This is a genomic window from Tsukamurella sputi (assembly GCF_007858445.1).
GTDB lineage: Bacteria > Actinomycetota > Actinomycetes > Mycobacteriales > Mycobacteriaceae > Tsukamurella > Tsukamurella sputi.
This window is the reverse complement of the sequence record NZ_VIGV01000004.1, coordinates 588,361-606,152: the sequence shown is the minus strand read 5'-3', so window position 1 is coordinate 606,152 and position 17,792 is coordinate 588,361. Positions and strand designations below refer to the sequence as shown.

General features: G+C 70.9%; 15 protein-coding genes. 4 read left to right on the top strand and 11 right to left on the bottom strand.

Going from position 1 to position 17,792, the window contains the following annotated elements:
• Window positions 1–35 precede the first annotated feature (35 nt).
• From FK268_RS15920 to FK268_RS15905, 4 genes are read right to left on the bottom strand one after another with little or no spacing between them, the layout of a single operon-like run.
• Window positions 36–818 carry a hypothetical protein gene (locus FK268_RS15920; protein WP_146435727.1) on the bottom strand — a complete coding sequence of 261 codons (783 nt, stop codon included), beginning with the start codon at window positions 816–818 and terminating at the stop codon, window positions 36–38.
• Window positions 819–3,701: a DEAD/DEAH box helicase gene (locus FK268_RS15915; protein ID WP_146435725.1), complete on the bottom strand. Its 2,883-nt coding sequence runs from the start codon at window positions 3,699–3,701 to the stop codon at window positions 819–821. It abuts the gene before it with no gap.
• Between the two features lie 12 nt (window positions 3,702–3,713).
• Window positions 3,714–4,337 carry a GNAT family N-acetyltransferase gene (locus FK268_RS15910; protein WP_146435723.1) on the bottom strand — a complete coding sequence of 208 codons (624 nt, stop codon included), beginning with the start codon at window positions 4,335–4,337 and terminating at the stop codon, window positions 3,714–3,716.
• Between the two features lie 10 nt (window positions 4,338–4,347).
• Window positions 4,348–4,797, bottom strand: a complete 450-nt coding sequence (locus FK268_RS15905; RefSeq protein ID WP_146435722.1) for an acyl-CoA thioesterase — start codon at window positions 4,795–4,797, stop codon at window positions 4,348–4,350.
• Between the two features lie 118 nt (window positions 4,798–4,915).
• On the opposite strand from FK268_RS15905, the gene FK268_RS15900 reads away from it, so the two are divergent.
• Window positions 4,916–5,695 carry a hypothetical protein gene (locus tag FK268_RS15900; RefSeq protein ID WP_146435720.1) on the top strand — a complete coding sequence of 260 codons (780 nt, stop codon included), beginning with the start codon at window positions 4,916–4,918 and terminating at the stop codon, window positions 5,693–5,695.
• A gap of 137 nt (window positions 5,696–5,832) precedes the next feature.
• Complete coding sequence (locus tag FK268_RS15895) at window positions 5,833–9,582, top strand: multifunctional oxoglutarate decarboxylase/oxoglutarate dehydrogenase thiamine pyrophosphate-binding subunit/dihydrolipoyllysine-residue succinyltransferase subunit (RefSeq protein WP_146435718.1); 3,750 nt, start codon at window positions 5,833–5,835, stop codon at window positions 9,580–9,582.
• Between the two features lie 248 nt (window positions 9,583–9,830).
• Here FK268_RS15895 and FK268_RS15890 read toward each other — a convergent pair whose 3' ends face one another.
• Window positions 9,831–10,484, bottom strand: coding sequence for a TetR/AcrR family transcriptional regulator (locus tag FK268_RS15890; protein ID WP_146435716.1), 654 nt, complete (start codon window positions 10,482–10,484; stop codon window positions 9,831–9,833).
• Window positions 10,485–10,610: 126 nt separating this feature from the next.
• Between FK268_RS15890 and FK268_RS15885 the strand changes: the two genes are divergently transcribed.
• Entirely contained in the window at window positions 10,611–11,441 is an 831-nt protein-coding gene (locus FK268_RS15885) for an SDR family NAD(P)-dependent oxidoreductase (protein ID WP_146435714.1), read from the top strand.
• A gap of 71 nt (window positions 11,442–11,512) precedes the next feature.
• On the opposite strand, the gene FK268_RS15880 is transcribed toward FK268_RS15885, so the two are convergent.
• A complete protein-coding gene (locus tag FK268_RS15880) occupies window positions 11,513–12,418 on the bottom strand; it encodes a glycine betaine ABC transporter substrate-binding protein (protein WP_146435712.1) in 906 nt (301 codons plus the stop codon).
• 53 nt (window positions 12,419–12,471) lie between these two features.
• Between FK268_RS15880 and corA the strand changes: the two genes are divergently transcribed.
• Entirely contained in the window at window positions 12,472–13,566 is a 1,095-nt protein-coding gene (gene corA, locus FK268_RS15875) for a magnesium/cobalt transporter CorA (protein WP_438695997.1), read from the top strand.
• A 10-nt stretch (window positions 13,567–13,576) separates the two neighbouring features.
• On the opposite strand, the gene FK268_RS15870 is transcribed toward corA, so the two are convergent.
• The 5 genes from FK268_RS15870 to FK268_RS15850 are packed head-to-tail and all read right to left on the bottom strand — an operon-like array spanning window position 13,577 to window position 17,786.
• Complete coding sequence (locus tag FK268_RS15870) at window positions 13,577–14,173, bottom strand: suppressor of fused domain protein (protein WP_146435708.1); 597 nt, start codon at window positions 14,171–14,173, stop codon at window positions 13,577–13,579.
• A gap of 25 nt (window positions 14,174–14,198) precedes the next feature.
• Complete coding sequence (locus FK268_RS15865) at window positions 14,199–15,065, bottom strand: chromosome partitioning protein ParB (RefSeq protein WP_146435707.1); 867 nt, start codon at window positions 15,063–15,065, stop codon at window positions 14,199–14,201.
• Window positions 15,055–15,729: a metallophosphoesterase family protein gene (locus tag FK268_RS15860; RefSeq protein ID WP_146435704.1), complete on the bottom strand. Its 675-nt coding sequence runs from the start codon at window positions 15,727–15,729 to the stop codon at window positions 15,055–15,057. Before FK268_RS15860 ends, FK268_RS15865 begins: the two co-directional genes overlap by 11 nt.
• A 19-nt stretch (window positions 15,730–15,748) precedes the next feature.
• Window positions 15,749–16,930: an ABC transporter ATP-binding protein gene (locus FK268_RS15855; protein ID WP_146435702.1), complete on the bottom strand. Its 1,182-nt coding sequence runs from the start codon at window positions 16,928–16,930 to the stop codon at window positions 15,749–15,751.
• A 22-nt stretch (window positions 16,931–16,952) separates the two neighbouring features.
• Entirely contained in the window at window positions 16,953–17,786 is an 834-nt protein-coding gene (locus FK268_RS15850; RefSeq protein WP_146435700.1) for a carbohydrate ABC transporter permease, read from the bottom strand.
• Window positions 17,787–17,792: the final 6 nt, after the last annotated feature.

Sequence of the window (17,792 nt, the reverse complement as noted above, 5' to 3'; positions counted from 1 at the left end):
GTCGATCACTCCGCCGCCGGCCCGCGGACCGCACCTCACCGCGGGTCCCGGAGGCGGTCGTAGAGCTCCGCGAGCTCGTCGGTCGCCTCGGCGACGTCGGCGGGTTTCGTGCCCGAACGGCGCAGCGCCATGCGCAGGAGCGCCGGGTCGAGCAGCGTCATCGCATCGATCGGCGACGGTTCGGGCAGCGGCGGCAGGTCATGGCCCTCGCCGTAGAACGCCGCCGCGCCCGCGTCCCAGGCGTCCGGATCCCAGTCGTCTCCCGCGGCTCGCTCCGACGGTGCCGGGGCGGCACCGTCGGCCCCGGGCGAGGTGACCCGGGCGAGGAGGCCCGCCAGGGGCACGCCGGCGAAATCGAGAACGAGCGACGGGTCCGCGTCGGCGGCGGCGCAGAACTCGTAGGTGACGGCGAGCGCGTGCACGCAGGCGCCCGAGTCGTCGGGGCAGGCGCAGTCGACGATCACGTCGGACGCGGTCTCGGGCAGGACCAGTTCCCCCAGAGCCCGTCCCAGCTCCCCGCGCGTCACCCCGAGCAGTTCCGCCGTCGCGCCCTGCGCCGCCAGGAGGGAGACCACCGCAGCCGCATCACCCGGCATCCGCGACAGTGCGACCGCGAACGGGTCGAGCTGGCTGCCCTGCACCGTCGCCGTGACCGACGCCGGCACCACGGACAGCGCGTACACCTGATGCTCCTGGTACAGGCGGCGCGCGTACTGGATCTTGCGCCGCTCGGTGACGTCCTCGCGCTGTTGGATGAGGCGGCGGCTGAACCAGGTTCCGCCCATCGTCCGCGCGGTGTCACGCGCCTTCCGCGCCACCTAGACCACCGCCTCGTCGCGCAGGGCCACCAACTCGTAGAGCTCGTCGTTGTTCAGTTCCGTCAGCCAGGCCTCGCCCGTCCGCACGGTCATCGAGGAGAGCTCCTTCTTGGCCGCGATCACCCCGTCGATGCGCTCCTCGAGCGTGCCCGCGCAGACGAACTTGCGGACCTGCACGGCCCGCGTCTGCCCGATGCGGAAGGCGCGGTCGGTGGCCTGGTTCTCGACCGCCGGGTTCCACCACCGGTCCACGTGGATCACGTGATTCGCGGCGGTCAGATTGAGCCCGGTGCCACCCGACTGCACCGTCGCGACCAGGGCGGGCGCGCCGCCGCCGGACTGGAACCGCGCGACCATCGCGTCGCGCTCCGTGCGGGGCACGGCACCGTCGAGCACCGGGACCTCCGCGCCGAGCAGGCCCGTGAGCCAGGGCTGCAGCATGCGCGCGAACTCCGCGTACTGGGTGAAGACGAGTGCGCGCTCGCCGTCGGCGGCGACCGTCTCCAGCACGTCCGCGAGCAACTCGAGCTTGCCGGAGCGGTGCTGCCCGCGACGCAACAGCGGCGATCCGTCGCCCAGGTAGTGCGCGGGGTGGTTGCAGATCTGCTTGAGCCTGGTCAGCGAGGCCAGCACGAGCCCCCGGCGCCCCATGCCCTGCGATTCGCGTAACTCCTGCACCAGCCGGTTGAGCACGGCCTGGTACAGCCCCGCCTGCTCCGGCGTGAGGGAGGCGCGCACCGTGAACTCGGCCTTCTCGGGCAGCTCCGGGGCGACGGCAGGGTCGGTCTTCTCGCGGCGCAGGAGGAACGGCGAGGTCAACGTGTTCAGCCGGCGTACCGCCGCCTGGTCCTGCTCGCGCTCGATGGGCAGCGCGAAGCGGTTGCGGAAGGTGCGGGCCGAGCCGAGCAGACCCGGATTGACCAGGTCGATCACGGCACGCAAGTCCTCCAGGCGGTTCTCCACCGGCGTGCCGGTGAGCGCGACGCGGTGGGCGGCGGGGATCGACCGCAGCGCCTTCGCCGCGGCCGTGTTGACGTTCTTCACGTGTTGCGCCTCGTCCACCACGAGCCGCCCCCAGTGATGCCCGGACAACAGCTCGCGGTCCCGGGACGCGAGCGCGAAGGTCGTGACCACCACGTCTGAGGCGGTGGCGATCCTCCCGAACTCCTCGCCCGTGGGCCGGTCGATGCCGTGGTGCACGTGCAGCCGCAGGCCGGGCGCGAAGCGCTGCGCCTCCGCGACCCAGTTGCCCACGACCGACATCGGGCAGACCAGCAGCGTCGGACGCACCGGCTCGTCCGGCGCGCGCTCGCGCTCATGACACAGCAGAGCGAGCACCTGGATGGTCTTGCCGAGCCCCATGTCGTCGGCGAGCACCGCGCCGATACCGCTGCGCCACAACGTGACCAGCCACTCGAGTCCGCGCAACTGGTAGTCGCGCAACTGCGCCTTCAGGGTCGACGGGGCCTCCACGACCGCGGGGGTGATGGTGCCGCCGCGGTAGACGGAGTCGAGCCAGCCGAGCCCGTCGACCGCGACCAGCGGCGCCGGCAGCGCGGCGGGATCGGCGATCATCCCGAGCAGCTCGCTCACGTCGGTGCCGGACTCGGCGGCGGAGCGCTGTTCGGCGACGAACCGGGCCGCGGTGGCGAGCGTCCGCCGGTCCGCGCGGACCCACTTGCCGCGCACCTCCACCAGGCCCGACGCGGAGTTCGCCAGGGTCGCCAGCTCGCTCGCCGTCAGCACCGTGTCGCCGACGGCGAGCTGCCATGCGAAGTCCTTGATCTCGGCGAGCCCGGCCTGCACCGTCAGCGCCGTCCGCCCCGGCTGCTCCCGCCCGACGAGCCGCAGCGCCGGGCGCACCGTCGCGATCGACGCCGGCAGCAGCACCTCGTACCCGGCCTTCGTCAGCCCGGGCGCGCCCTCGAGGAAGAGCGCCTCCGCCTCCTCGGTGGTGAGCAGGAAATCCAGCGAGGACTCGTCCTGCGCGACCCGCTTGAGCGGCGGGTACACCGCCAGGGCACGGGCCAGTTCGCCCGCCAGGTCGTCCAGGTCGACGGGGCTCATCCGCGCCGGTTCCGCGCGCACCGGGGCGGCCCCCGGAACGCGCCGGCAGACCTCGAGCCGCCACGGGGCGTCGGTCGGCGTTGTCCGCGGGGCCAGCGGGTTCTCCCCCGGGCTGCGGCCGTCGGGCTCGACGAGGCGCAGTACCAGCAGCGTCTCTGCGGAGCGGACGCTGCCGGCCCACTCCGTCCACGCAGCGGCGGCGCCCGCATCGGCGACCGCCTTCGGCGGGAGGGGCTCGCCGTCGACCAGGGCGCGCAGAGCGGGCGCCGCCACCCAGGACCACGGGCCGTCGCCGAGCCGCTGCCGCGCGTACCGGTCCGCGAGCTCGGTCGCCATGTCGAGGACCGCGGCCAGCTCGCCCGTGCGGCGCAGCACCGGGGGCATCGCGGCGGCCGCGGACTGCACCCAGGTGCGCCACTGCAACGATTCGACGGGCGCCCAGCGGACGATCCACTCACCGTCGTCGTGGCGCAGCACCGGCGTCACCGCGCCCGCGGCGACGAAGCGCTCGATCGACTGCGCGACCCAGCGCAGGTAGCGCAGGTCACCGGCACCGTCGGACGGGGTGAGCGCGTCGAGGAGCGCGGCGGCACGTTCCGGGCCCAGGGTGAGCGCGGGCGCGACGATCCTGCCGTCCGGCCCCGCGAGGGAGACGGACCGGCGGGGTCGGCGGTCGGCGAGCACCTCGGCGACCGGCGCGGGCAGGCCCGCGGGGTCGGGATCGGCGGTCGGCTCGCCCGCCTCGTCGGTGAACCAGAGCGCCAGGCCGAGGCCCGGGCGCCACAGCCCGTGGGCCGTCGGTTGCGGTCGGGGCATGGGGAACCGGGCCTACTCCGGAACGGCGCGGTAGGCCTCGTGCCGGTGGCGCAGACGGTGCCGCAGGTGCGCGTTCACGGTGGGCCACTCGTGCCGGAGGATCGAGAACAGCACCGCGTCCTGCAGGGCGCCGTTGCGGTAGCGCTTGTAGCTGCGGAGCACGCCGTCCTGCTTCGCGCCGAGCCGGGCGATGGCCTCCCGGGACTGGGTGTTGACCCACTGGGTGCGCAGGCCGATGCACTCGCAGCCGAGCACGTCGAAGGCGTGCTGGAGCAGCAGCAGTTTCGACTCCGCGTTGGTACCCGTGCCGTGCGCGGAGGCGCGGTTCCAGGTGTAGCCGATCTCCATCCGCGGCACCGCCGGATCGATGTCGTAGTAGGTGGTCATGCCCAGTACGCGACCGGCGGCGTCGATCGCCGTGAAGGGGATCATCTCGCCCTTCTCCTGCAGTGCGAGGCGACGGTCGATCTCGGCGCGCAGACCCGACGGCGAGGGCACGGAGGTGTACCAGCGATCCCACAGCTGACCGTCCTCGAGCGCCTCGACGAGGCCGTCGTACTGATCGTGCGACAACGGCGCGAGCGTGACCAGGTGCCCGGTCAGGGTGACGGGTTCCAGCGGGGTGAGGAAAGCCATGCTGCGGAGGTTACGCGGCCCCACTGACGAGAAGCCGCTCCAGCGCGGCGCGAATGCCGTCCGGGACCGCCGTGGGCCGCCGGGTCTCCCTGTCGACGAAGACGTGCACGAACCATCCCTCCGCGGCGAGCCGCGGCTCCGACCCGGCGGCGGGGTCCGCCCCACCGAACAGAGTGACCGCGTAGCGCACGCTGGAGCGGCCCAGCTTCGTGACGGCGAGCCCGGCCGTGACGTGCTCGGGGAAGGCCAGGGGGGCGTCGTAGCGGCAGTGAGATTCCACACACAGGCCGATCGTCGCGCCCTCGTGGATGTCCAGCCCTCCCTCGCCGATCAGGTAGGTGTTGATCACCGTGTCGAAGTAGCTGTAATAGACGACGTTGTTGACGTGCCCGTACACGTCGTTGTCGTTCCAGCGGGTGGGGATCACCAGGGTGTACGGCTGCTCGTCGATGGTCGGCACAGGGGCCGACGGTACGCCGCACGCGGTCGCCGCGGCACGCGGGCGGGAACTTTCCGTCGGTCCTCAGGGGTTAGATGGAGTGAAAGGTTCCATTGGATCGCGCCCCACGGAGGTCACCATGGCGAACAAGCCCGCCCGCATCCAGTCCGACCAGCCCGCTCTGCCCGCCGTCCAGCACGACGGTGGCGGCGCGCTGGGCTCCGTCATCGACCGCGCGGCCCGGCTGCAGGCCCCCGCGGTGGCGAAGTACGTCGCGAGCCTGCGCGCGGACCACCCCGATGAGACGCCCGCGCAGATCATCGAGCGGCTGGAGAAGCGCTACCTGCTGACCGTAACCGGCACCGGCGGCGCCGCGGGCGCGACCGCGGCCGTCCCCGGCGTCGGGACCATCGCGGCGATCGGCGCCGTCGGCGCGGAGACCGTGGTCTTCATGGAGGCCTCCGCGCTCTACGCGCTGGCGGTGGCCGAGGTCTACGGCATCTCCCCCGAGGACCGCGAGCTGCGCAAGGCGCTCGTGCTGACCGCCGTGCTCGGCGACGCCGGGCTCGGCGCGCTGCGCGCCACTTTCGGGGCCAAGAACGCCTCGCTGCTGAGCCTGAAGAAGAACCCCCGCCAGATCCCCGGCCTGGGCAACCTGAACAAGCAGCTCATGAAGATGTTCTCCCGGCGCTTCTTCATCAAGAAGGCGCCGCTGCTCATGGGCAAGCTGCTGCCCGCCGGCATCGGCGCCGTCGTCGGCGCGGGCGGCAACCGGGCACTGGGCAAGAACGTCGTGAACAACACCCGGCAGGCGTTCGGCCCCGTCCCCGCCGCGTGGCCCACCACCCACCTGCGGGTGGTCGACGGATCCGCGACCGACGGTTCCGCCCCCGGTCTCCCGGAGGCGGGCACGCAGTGACCACGACCGCGTAACCGGAGTAAGCCGACACACATTTTCCGTGGTGGACTACCCTGGACCGAGCGGACTTGCGCCGTCTGCGATCCAGTGCGGCGCGCGCCAAAGACGACGATGATGAATCGAGGCGAGGACCTGCCGTGAGCAGCAGTTCTGTATCGGATTTCGGCCAAAACGAGTGGCTGGTCGAGGAGATGTACGAGCGGTTCAAGGCCGACCCGAATTCGGTCGACCCGAGCTGGCACGAATTCCTCTCGAAGTACACGCCGGGGGTTGCACAGGGTAGCGATGCGGCGAGCAACGGCGCGGCACCCGCTGCCGCACCCGCCGCCACGGCGCCCGCGGCGCAGCCCGCCGCGGCGTCCGCCGCCCCCGCGTCGGCACCGGCCGCCCAGGCTCCCAAGACCGCGGAGACCACGCTGACGCCCGCGCCGTCCGCACCGGTGACCCCGGCGCCGTCGTCGCCCGCGAAGCCCGCGCCCGCACCGAAGGCGCCCGCCGCCGCCTCGTTCCCCGCAGAGGAGGAGCGCACCGTGCTCCGCGGCGCGGCGAACGCCGTCGTCAAGAACATGAACGCCAGCCGCGAGGTGCCGACCGCGACGTCGGTCCGCTCGATGCCGGTCAAGGTCATGTTCGACAACCGCGTGGTCATCAACAACCACCTCGCACGCACCCGCGGCGGCAAGATCAGCTTCACCCACATCCTGGGCTACGCCCTGGTGCAGGGCGTGAAGGCCTTCCCGAACATGAACCGGCACTTCGCCGAGGTCGACGGCAAGCCGAACGCGGTGACCCCGCCGCACGTGAACCTCGGCATCGCGATCGACCTCGTGGGCAAGAACGGCAGCCGCAGCCTGGTGGTCGCGGCCGTCAAGGAAGCCGAGACGATGGACTTCGGCCAGTTCGTGGCCGCCTACGAGGACATCGTGCGCCGCGCCCGGCAGGGCAAGCTCGGCGCCGAGGACTTCGCCGGTGTCACGATCTCGCTGACCAACCCGGGCGGCATCGGCACGGTGCACTCGGTGCCCCGCCTCATGGTCGGGCAGGGCGCGATCATCGGCGTCGGCGCCATGGAGTACCCCGCCGAGTTCCAGGGCGCGAGCGACGAGAAGATCGCGGAGCTCGCCGTCGGCAAGCTCACCACGCTGACGTCCACCTACGACCACCGCATCATCCAGGGCGCCGAGTCGGGCGACTTCCTGCGGTACGTCCACGAGCTCACGCTGAGCGACGACTTCTGGGACGACATCTTCCGCACGATGCACGTGCCCTACGAGCCGATCCGCTGGCGGCAGGACATCCCCGCCCACGGCATCGACAAGGACGCCCGCGTCCTCGAGCTCATCGCGGCGTACCGGGCCCGCGGCCACCTCATGGCCGACGTCGACCCGCTGCGCTACAACAACGAGAGCCTCGAGTCGCACCCCGACCTGAACGTGCTCACCTACGAGCTCACGCTGTGGGACCTCGACCGCACGTTCAACGTGGGCGGCTTCCACGGCGCCGAGCGGCTCAAGCTGCGCAAGGTGCTCTCGGTGCTGCGCGACGCCTACTGCCGCCACGTCGGTATCGAGTACACGCACATCCTCGAGCCCGAGCAGCAGAAGTGGCTGCAGGAGCGCGTGGAGACGAAGGACATCAAGCCCACCGTCGCCGAGCAGAAGTACATCCTCAGCAAGCTCAACGCCGCCGAGGCCTTCGAGACCTTCCTGCAGACCAAGTACGTCGGCCAGAAGCGCTTCTCGCTCGAGGGCGCCGAGTCGGTCATCCCGATGATGGACGCCGTCCTGGACCAGGCCGCCGAGCACGAGCTCGACGAGGTCGTCATCGGCATGCCGCACCGCGGCCGCCTCAACGTGCTCGCGAACATCGTCGGCAAGCCGTACAGCAAGATCTTCACCGAGTTCGAGGGCAACCTGAACCCGGCGCAGGCGCACGGCTCGGGCGACGTGAAGTACCACCTCGGCGCCGAGGGCAAGTACTACCAGATGTTCGGCGAGAACGAGATCACCGTCTCGCTGGTCGCGAACCCCTCGCACCTCGAGGCCGTCGACCCGGTGCTCGAGGGCATCGTCCACGCCAAGCAGGACATGAAGAACCCGCCCGAGGGCGTCCACCCGGTCATGCCGCTCATGCTCCACGGCGATGCGGCCTTCGCCGGCCAGGGCGTCGTGGCGGAGACGCTGAACATGGCGAACCTGCCCGGCTTCTCCAACGGCGGCACCATCCACATCGTGGTGAACAACCAGGTGGGCTTCACCACCTCGCCGGAGCACTCGCGCAGCTCGCAGTACTGCACGGACGTCGCGAAGATGATCGGCGCGCCGATCTTCCACGTCAACGGCGACGACCCCGAGGCCTGCGTCTGGGTGGCCAAGCTGGCCGTCGACTTCCGCGAGAAGTTCGACAAGGACGTCGTCATCGACCTCGTCTGCTACCGCCGTCGCGGCCACAACGAGGGCGACGACCCGTCGATGACCCAGCCCGGCATGTACGACGTGATCGACACCAAGCGCGGTGTCCGCAAGTCCTACACCGAGGCCCTCATCGGTCGTGGCGACATCTCGACCAAGGAGGCCGAGGACGCGCTGCGCGACTACCAGGGTCAGCTGGAGCGGGTCTTCAACGAGGTCAAGGAGCTCGAGAAGTTCCAGGCCGAGCCCGCACCGTCGATCATCGCCGACCAGCCGCTGCCGAGCTCGCTCGTCACCGCGGTGCCGCTGGAGCAGATCCAGCGTGTGGGCGACGCCTACGCCAACGTCCCCGACGGCTTCACCGTGCACCCGCGCGTGGCCCCCGTTGTCAAGCGCCGCTTCGAGATGTCGCGCGAGGGCGGCATCGACTGGGCCTTCGGCGAGCTGCTCGCCTTCGGCACCCTGCTCGAGGAGGGCCGCACGGTCCGCCTGGCCGGCCAGGACAGCCGCCGCGGCACGTTCACGCAGCGCCACGCGGTCCTCATCGACCGGCAGACCGGCGCCGAGTACACCCCGCTCGACCACCTCGGTCCCGACGGCACCGCCTCGCCCGGCAAGTTCATGGTCTACGACTCGGCACTCACCGAGTACGCGGGCCTGGGCTTCGAGTACGGCTACTCGGTGGCCGACGAGTCGGCGCTGGTGTGCTGGGAGGCGCAGTTCGGTGACTTCGTCAACGGCGCGCAGTCGATCATCGACGAGTTCATCAGCTCGGGTGAGGCCAAGTGGGGCCAGACCTCCGGCGTCACGCTGCTGCTCCCCCACGGCCACGAGGGCCAGGGACCGGACCACACGTCGGCCCGCATCGAGCGCTTCCTGCAGCTGTGCGCCGAGGGCTCGATGACGGTCGCCATGCCGTCGACGCCCGCGTCGTACTTCCACCTCCTGCGTCGCCACGCCCTCGACGGTGTGCGTCGCCCGATGGTGGTCGCGACCCCGAAGTCGATGCTGCGCAACAAGGCCGCGGTGAGCCCCGTCGAGGACTTCACCACGGGCAAGTTCCGCTCGGTGATCGACGATCCGGCCTTCGAGGTCGAGGGCGGCGACCGCAGCAAGGTCACCAAGCTGCTCATGGTCTCCGGCAAGCTCTACTGGGAGCTCGAGGCGCGCCGCAAGAAGGACAAGCGCGAGGACGTCGCGATCATCCGCATGGAGCAGCTGTACCCGCTCCCGTCGCGGCGCCTGCCGGCCACGCTGGACAAGTACCCGAACGCCACCGACGTCCGCTGGGTCCAGGAGGAGCCGGCGAACCAGGGCGCATGGCCGTTCTTCGGCCTCGAGCTCCCCGAGCTCGACGAGCGCCTGCGCGGCATCAAGCGCGTCTCGCGCCGCGCGATGTCGGCCCCGTGCTCGGGATCGTCGAAGGTGCACGCCGTCGAGCAGGCCCAGATCATCGACGAGGCCTTCGCCCTCTGATCGGCTGATCCACGACAGGGCCGGTCCTCCCTCGGGAGGGCCGGCCCTTCTGCATGTTCGACGGTGCGCGCTGAGAGTGTTCGGCCGCTTCCCGCGCACGAGGCACGTGCGCAGACGGCGGACTACCGGAAGAGGGGCGGGTGGGGGCGACGCCGTCGAGCGCATCGGACGAGCCGAGCCGTTAGGCGAGGAGAGGAGGTCTAAGCGAGCGGCGTCGCCCCCATCCGGCCCGGCGCACCGGGCCCGGCTTACGCGGACGTGAGATCCAGGCCCACCGCACCGGCCATACCGATGAACATGGTGGCGAGGTGATCGACGACCTCGTCGCGGGTCATCGCGGCGAAGCCGGCGTTCTCGTCGAGCCACTGCACGAGGGTCTCCTCGACGACGGCGATCCAGCCGTGGATGGCCAGGGCGAACCGCGGCGAGCGCTCGACGCCGATGGCGTCGGCCTGGCGCATGAACTGGTTCACGATCTGCTCGCGCACGGACTTCACGGCGGTGCGGATCCGCGGCTCGGACCAGCTGACACCGGCCAGCATCGGCAGCAGGGACTGCCGGTTCTCCATGATGTGGTCGACGTAGGTGCCCAGCGTCGCGCTGAGGATCGGCATCACCTCGGCGAGGTCCTCGGGGTCGCGCTCGGGTGTGGCGACCTCCCCCACGATGCGCGCCTGCTCCTCGACGAGCGCGACCTGGAAGTCGAGCTTCGAGTCGAAGTAGTGGAACAGCAGGCCGGCGGAGACGCCCGCCTGGCTGGCGATGTCCTCGATGGACACCTGCTCGAGCGCCTGGTGCTTGAGGCTGAGCAGGCCCAGGTCGATGAACTGTTGGCGCCGGGCTTGGGGACTGAGCCGGGTGCGCTTGCGCCCCACCGCTGCGGCGACGGACTTTCTGGTCACCTACTGAATCATACTCAATAGGTCGTTGACAGACGTCGTATGCCAACCCTACTGTCGAGTAAGTACGCCGAGCGGCAGCCCGAATCCCGCCGTCCGGCACGGACCAGTGTGAGGAATTGTCAGAGCATGAAGAGTTTCCGCGGCAAGGTCGCCGTCATCACCGGCGCCGCCTCCGGCATGGGGCGCGAGCTGGCACTGCAGCTCGCCGACGAGGGCGCCAAGCTCTCGCTGTGCGACTACGACCCGACCGGCCTCGAGCAGACCGCCGAGCTCGCCCGCGCCCGCGGCGCCGAGGTGCACACCAAGGTCGTCAACGTGGGCGAGCGCGAGCAGCTGCTGGCCTACGCCGACGAGGTCGTCGAGCACTACGGCACCGTCAACCTGCTGTTCAACAACGCCGGCATCGCGCACCACGAGCCCGTCGAGACCACGTCCTTCAAGGACTACGACCGGGTCATGGACATCGACTTCTGGGGCGTCGTCAACGGCACCAAGGCCTTCCTGCCCGCGCTGATCGCCTCCGGCGACGCGCACATCGTCAACACCAGCTCGCTGTTCGGCCTGCTGTCCGTCGGCGGCCAGAGCGCCTACAACGCCGCCAAGTTCGGCGTCCGCGGCTTCACCGAGGCGCTGCGCATCGAGATGCTCTCCAGCGATCACAACGTCGGCGTGACCTGCGTGCACCCGGGCGGCATCAAGACCGCCATCGCCCGCAACGCCACCGTCGCCGAGGGTAAGGACCAGTCCGCCACGGCCGAGCTCTTCGACAAGTACCTCGCCCGCACCGAGGCCGACGACGCGGCGCGCACCATCCTCAACGGGGTGAAGAAGAACCGCGGCCGCGTGCTCATCGGCGCGGACGCGAAGATCATCGACGTCCTCGTCCGCCTGGGCGGTTCGGCCTACGAGCGCGTCAACGCCCTCGTCGACCAGCAGCTCAACAAGCGCCTCAAGTAGTCCCACAGCGCCCAGCCGCCCCGCTCTCGCCCGCCGAGAGCGGGGCGGAGCGCGTTGTCGCCGCGGTCAGGTCACTTCAAGGGGTGCTCGGCGACCCAGTCGTCCGTCGCCTCCTCGGGCGTGCGCTTCCCGGACTCGACCTTGACGACCATGGCCGCCAGGTCCGCGGTGGTCAGCTCGCCGGCGATCGCGGAGAGGCGCTTGGTCTGGGCCACCGTCAGGCCGTCGCGCCGGACCAGCGGGACGACGGCGCGCGAGGGCACGACACCGTCGGGATCGGCGACCTGGACGAGATCGGCGGCGGACGCGGAGAGCGTGCCGAGCTGCGCGAGCGCTGCCCGCCCGTCGGCGACGGCCCGCGCGGCGGCCGCCTCGTCGGCGACGGTGACGACCGGCCCCGTCGCGCAGCCGTAGCGCGCCGACACGTCCTTCGGCGACCCGTCCGGGACCGCGACGGCGCCGGACAGACCCTCGCAGCCGCGGAGCGTCGCGGCCGGGGCCGCCTTGGGCGCGAAGAGCATCGGCTGATCCAGCGCGAGCGTCGGATCGCCCAGCCCCAGCCCCTCGGGGAGCACCGCGCTGAGTGCGACGAACTGCGCGTCCCACTGCGCCCGCGGGTTCTCCGACTCCGTCTCCTTCGCCTTCGTGGGCTGCGCGGCACCGGGGCGGTACCGCTCCCACAGCGCGCCGGTCAGCGCGGGCGCGACCGTCAGATCACCCCGTTCGACGGCGGCCACCGCCGCATCCTCCCCCGGACCGAGGCCCAGCTTCGTCTCCACCGGCGTGCCCGCGGTACGCAGCGCCTTGGCGTAGATCAGGGCCTCGATCCGAGAGGCCGCGCTCGACGAGGAGCCGACGGTGACGGTGCCGGGCGCGGTCCTCGGGCCCAGGTCGGCGGCGTCGCCGACGTCCGAACAGCCCGCGAGCGCCGCCACGGCCAGCGCGGCCGCGACGAGGCGGGGCGTACGAGTTCTCACGCCTACTTTCTACCCGGCTCCGCCGCGGACGCCCCGTCTGGCCCGCGACTACTATCTCGTCCATGCCCTCCATCCCCTCCATGCCCCGGCCCGGCGCGGGACGCCGCGAGGTCCGCGAGGCCGATGTACCGCGGGTCCCGGTCCCGGTCGCCCGCGCCGTCGTCGACTGCGGCGTCTACGTCGACGGCGTGCGCCTACCCGGCCGGTTCGGCTACGTGGAGGCGATCGAGGAGGTCCGCCGCCGCGGCGAGGGCTATGTGTGGGTCGGCCTGCTCGATCCCGATCAGCATCAGATGGACGAGGTCTCCCGGGTCTTCGGACTGCACCCGCTGACGGTCGAGGACACGCTGGTCACGCACACCCGCCCCAAGGTCGACCGGTTCGACGACACGCTCTTCCTCATCCTCAAGACCGTGAACTACGTGGGACACAACCGCACCGACCCGATGGCGCGCATCGTCGAGACGGGCGAGGTGATGGTCCTCGTCGGCCCGGACCACGTGATCACCGTCCGGCACGGCGACCACGGCAGCCTGCGCCGCGTGCGGCGCAACCTCGAGGCGAATCCCGAACTGCTCAAACTGGGACCGTCGGCGGTGATGCACGCCGTCGCCGACCACGTCGTGGACACCTACGTGGCCGTCTCCGACCTGCTGGAGGACGACATCGACCGGGTGGAGGAGGACGTCTTCCGCGCGGGCGCCCGCACCCAGGTCGACGAGATCTACCAGCTCAAGCGCGACATCGTGGAACTGCGCCGCGGCATCCATCCGCTCTCCCACGCACTCAAGCGCCTGACCTGCGACTTCTCCGACATCATCCCGCACGAGATCCAGCGCTACTTCTCCGACGTGCTCGACCACCAGGCGATGGTCGCCGACCACGTGGAGACCTACAACGACGTGCTGAGCTCCCTGATCGACGCGGCCGTCGCGAAGATCGGGATGCAGCAGAACGAGGACATGCGCAAGATGTCCGCGATCATCGGCCTCGTCGCGGTGCCCACCATGATCGCCGGCATCTACGGCATGAACTTCGACAACATGCCCGAGCTGCATTGGACCTACGGCTACTTCATCGTGCTCGCGGTCATGGCCGCCGCCTGTCTGGGCCTGTACATCGTCTTCCGCAGGATCAAGTGGCTCTAGCGCTCCCGCACTAGACCTCGCGTGCGGCGGGGCGACCGGGGTCGGCGGGATCGATGCCCGCCTCCGCCCACGCCTCGCGCAGCGCCGCGGCGCCCTTGAGGCGCACCCAGGCGGCCTCGTTCGCCGTGATCGGGTCGGCCCGCAGGAACCGCACGGGCTCGCCGTCCGCGCGCGGCAGATCCGGCACCGTCGACTCCCCCAGCAGCACCGCGGTGAAGGGCGCCGCCGCCCACAGCGGTGCCCCCAGGTCGACGAGCGCGTCGGGCGCCAGGATCAGCCCCTCGACGGCGGGCGTCGCGGCGAGGATCGCGAGCGAGCGGTGCACCCCGTCGAGCGCCGCGCCCGGGCCGGCGGTGGCGGGCCGCAGCTCCAGCACGACCTCCGCCCGCGGCCCGTCGTCGACGGTGACGATCGCGTTCGGGTCCGTCATCGGGTGCCGGGAGCAGCCGACGCTGGCGAACGCGACCATCCGGTCACCCACCCAGCGCTGCACCGTCATCGGCTCCAGCCCGAGGAAGGTGACCGACGCCGAGGCGGGCGGCGCGAAACCGCGGCCCGCATAGTGCTCGGCGAGGTGCGCACGGACGGCATCGACGACGGAAGTCACGAGCACCGATCCTACGGACCTACCGTCAGAAGAACCGGCCCGGCTGCCAGGGCCGGTTCTGCGCCGACACCTCCGAGATGATCTCCGGTGTCCAGACGTGCTTGCGCACCAAGCGGTACCGCTCGCAGGCGACGAACAGGTACACCTCCGCGTCGGTGGAGGACTCCATGATCCCGGCGGCGCGGGCCATCTCGATGACCGGCGCGAACTCCTCGTCGAACCACCGGCGGGCGACGACGGTGCGCGGGAGGTACTCCCCCGCCTCCTGGATCAACCGGAAGCCCCAGGCCTCCACCGATTCCGCGAGCACCGAATAGTCCCAGGCGTTGGTGAACCGGATCCGCTCCCGCTCCGCACCCTGCAGCGGTACCCGCTCCAGGAAAAGCCTCCGGTGGTCCTTGAGCAGCAGATCGGAGCGGACGGCGATGCCTCCCGAGCCGATGCGCGTCACGACCTCGGTGACGTCGGCGTCGATGGTGGTGAAGCCGCGCGCGAAGGCGATCGACACGCGGTGGTGCCCGTCGACCACGAAGTACATCTCGCCGACCTTCTTCAGCTCGACCGGGGGCATCGCCTCGCCCCGTCGCTGCGCCGCGGCCAGCCGCTGCCAGCGCGCGCGCAACGCGGGCGAGCGCGGCCGGAAGTACCTGTCGAAGTCGCGGGTGCGGTCGACGCTGCCCACGATCTGCGCGACCGGCACCACCTGCAGGCCCAGCCTCCGCTCGGTCACCAGTCCCAGCGCGGAGACCACCTCGTCGTAGGGCAGCACCTCGTTGACGTCGCCCGGCTGGCCGCGGACCCACGCAGCGAGGCGGGCGATGTTCGCGCGCCGCCGCGACCGCTCGAAGTCGCTGCGGGCGTCCTCGTCGGGGAATCCGGTGTCACGCGCCACGTCGCCTCTCCCTCACGCGATAGGTCCCCGGGCTCCCGGGGTCGATGTCGAAGTAGGTGTATCCGACGGTGTTCAGCACGGGGACGCCGTCGATCTCGCGGTCCGGGCCCGGCCGCCCGAAGGGGTGCACGTGCCCGTGCACGAAGACCTGCGGCCGGAGCTTCGCGACCAGCCGCCCGAGTGCGGCCAGTCCCTCGTGCGGGCCGTCGTCGCCGTCGCCGACACCGCGCGCCGGCGAGTGCGCGAGCACCACGTCGACGGTCCGCCGCCGGGCCGCGAACCGCACCCGCCAGGCCCGGCGCGCCGCCTGCGACTGCGTCCACTGGTTCGGCCCGCCGCGGTAGCGGACGGACCCGCCGAGACCCGCCACCGTCAGGCCGCCGACGGTGACGACGCGACCGTCGGCGTTGACCCCGCCGCGCGGACCGGGCGGCTCGCACGGCAGTCCCCCGCGCACGAATCCGCCGCGGGTGCGGCGATAGCCGCTGTGGTCCGGATCGTGGTTGCCGGGGACGAAGACGCAGGGCACGCCGTAGCGATCGACGAGCGACTCCAGGTACCCGCCGGACAGGTCCCCGGCCCCGAGGATCAGGTCGGGGCGCAGCGTCGACGAGGCCAGGGCCAGGCCCGGTACCTCCTCATCGCTGACGGCGAGCACCCGCACGGCGCGCCCTCCCCAGCCCCTACAGGGCCAGGTTCAGCCCGGACGCGGCGTCGAAGACGGCGATCTTGGTCGGGTCGTAGTACAGGTCCACCTCGGCACCACGAGCGGCCGTCGAATCCGCGGACAGGCGCGCCACGATCTCGTCGACGCCGGCGGGCGGGGGCAGCTGCTGTCCCGCGTTGAGATCGCCGAGGACGTCCGTGCGGGCGTCGTCGGCCGCGACGGCGAAGTGCACGAACTTGTCCGAGCCCATGGACTCGAGGACGTCGACGCGCGCGCGGAAGGTGAGGCCGCCGACGCGCTGGTTCGGATCCAGCAGACGGGCGTCCTCGAAGTGCTCCGGGCGGATGCCGACCACCACGTCGCCGTTGCGGTTGCCCGCCGCCGCGGCCTTCTCGGCAAGCTGCGGCGCGTCCAGCAGCAGGATCTCGCCGAGCGCGGTGTCGATACCTACCGAGGTGAGGCGGCCGGGCACGAAGTTCATCGCGGGCGAGCCGATGAAGCCGGCCACGAACAGGTTGTTCGGGCGGTCGTAGAGCTCCTGCGGGGCGCCGATCTGCTGCACGTCGCCGCTCTTGAGCACCACCACGCGGTCGCCGAGGGTCATGGCCTCTGTCTGGTCGTGGGTCACGTAGACCATGGTGGTGCCGAGCCGCTTCTGCAGGCGGCTGACCTCCGTGCGCATCTGCACGCGCAGCTTCGCGTCGAGGTTCGACAGCGGCTCGTCCATGAGGAAGGCCTTGGGGCTGCGCACGATCGCGCGACCCATCGCGACGCGCTGCCGCTGGCCGCCCGAGAGCTGCGACGGCCGTCGGTCGAGGTGCTGCGTGAGATCCAGCGTGCGGGCGGCGTCCTCGACCTTGGCGTTGATCTCCTCCTTCGGCAGCTTCGCCAGCTTGAGCGGGAAGGCGATGTTCTCGCGCACGGTCATGTGCGGGTACAGCGCGTAGGACTGGAAGACCATCGCGATGTCGCGGTCCTTGGGTGCCCGCTCGTTGACGCGCTCGCCGCCGATCCGCAGCTCGCCGTCGGAGATGTCCTCGAGGCCCGCGATCATGTTCAGCGTGGTGGACTTGCCGCAGCCCGACGGCCCGACCAGGATGACGAACTCGCCGTCGGCGATCTCCAGGTTGATGTCGCTGACGGCGGTGGAGCCGTCGGGGTAGGTCTTGCGCACGTGGTCCAGGACGATGTCGGCCATGTGAATTGCTCCTTCGAGTGTTTCAGCCCTTGACCGCACCGGACGTCAGTCCGGCCACGATCCGTCGCTGGAAGATCAGCACGAACACGATGATGGGGATGGTGACGATCACGGCGGCGGCCGCGATCGACCCGGTGGGCTCCTCGAACTCGGAGCTGCCGGTGAAGTTGGTGATGGCGACGGGCGCCGTGGTGGAGGCGTCCGTCGCGGTCAGCGTGAGCGCGAAGAGCAGGTCGTTCCAGCAGAAGATGAAGACCAGGATCGCGGCGGTCACCACGCCGGGAGCCGCGAGCGGCGCGATCACGCGACGGAAGGCCTGCGCCGGGGTGGCGCCGTCCATCTTGGCGGCCTTCTCCAGCTCCCAGGGGATCTCGCGGAAGAAGGCCGAGAGCGTGTACACCGTGAGCGGCAGCGCGAACGTGATGTACGGCAGGATCAGGCCGGGCCAGGTGTCGAACAGGCCCACCTTGCGCTCGATGTTGAACAGCGGCGTGATGAGCGAGACCTGCGGGAACATCGCGATCAGCAGAGCCGCGCCCACGAAGAGCTTCTTGCCCGGGAAGTCGAGCCGCGCCACGGCGTAGGCGGCGAACATGCCGATCAGCACCGCGATCACGGTGGAGATCAACGCGATGCCGATCGAGTTGATCAGCGGGCGGATGAAGCCGTTGCCCTCGAAGATCGCCGTGTAGTTCTCCCCGGTGATCTTCTTGGGGATGAAGCTGCCGTCGGCGATGGACGACGTGGGCTTGAGCGAGAGCGAGATGATCCACAGGACCGGGATCAGGGCGTAGAGGATCACCAGGAGATCGATGACGCTCCAGCCGAGCTTCTTACCGACGGAACCTTGAGCCATGTCCTA

What these genes read in the sequence shown, in the direction of transcription:
- FK268_RS15915 (WP_146435725.1), bottom strand. Translation starts at nt 3,701, where the DNA reads ATGCCCCGACCGCAACCGACGGCCCACGGGCTGTGGCGCCCGGGCCTC.
- FK268_RS15850 (WP_146435700.1), bottom strand. Translation starts at nt 17,786, where the DNA reads ATGGCTCAAGGTTCCGTCGGTAAGAAGCTCGGCTGGAGCGTCATCGAT.
- FK268_RS15900 (WP_146435720.1), top strand. Translation starts at nt 4,916, where the DNA reads ATGGCGAACAAGCCCGCCCGCATCCAGTCCGACCAGCCCGCTCTGCCC.
- FK268_RS15910 (WP_146435723.1), bottom strand. Translation starts at nt 4,337, where the DNA reads ATGGCTTTCCTCACCCCGCTGGAACCCGTCACCCTGACCGGGCACCTG.
- FK268_RS15885 (WP_146435714.1), top strand. Translation starts at nt 10,611, where the DNA reads ATGAAGAGTTTCCGCGGCAAGGTCGCCGTCATCACCGGCGCCGCCTCC.
- FK268_RS15855 (WP_146435702.1), bottom strand. Translation starts at nt 16,930, where the DNA reads ATGGCCGACATCGTCCTGGACCACGTGCGCAAGACCTACCCCGACGGC.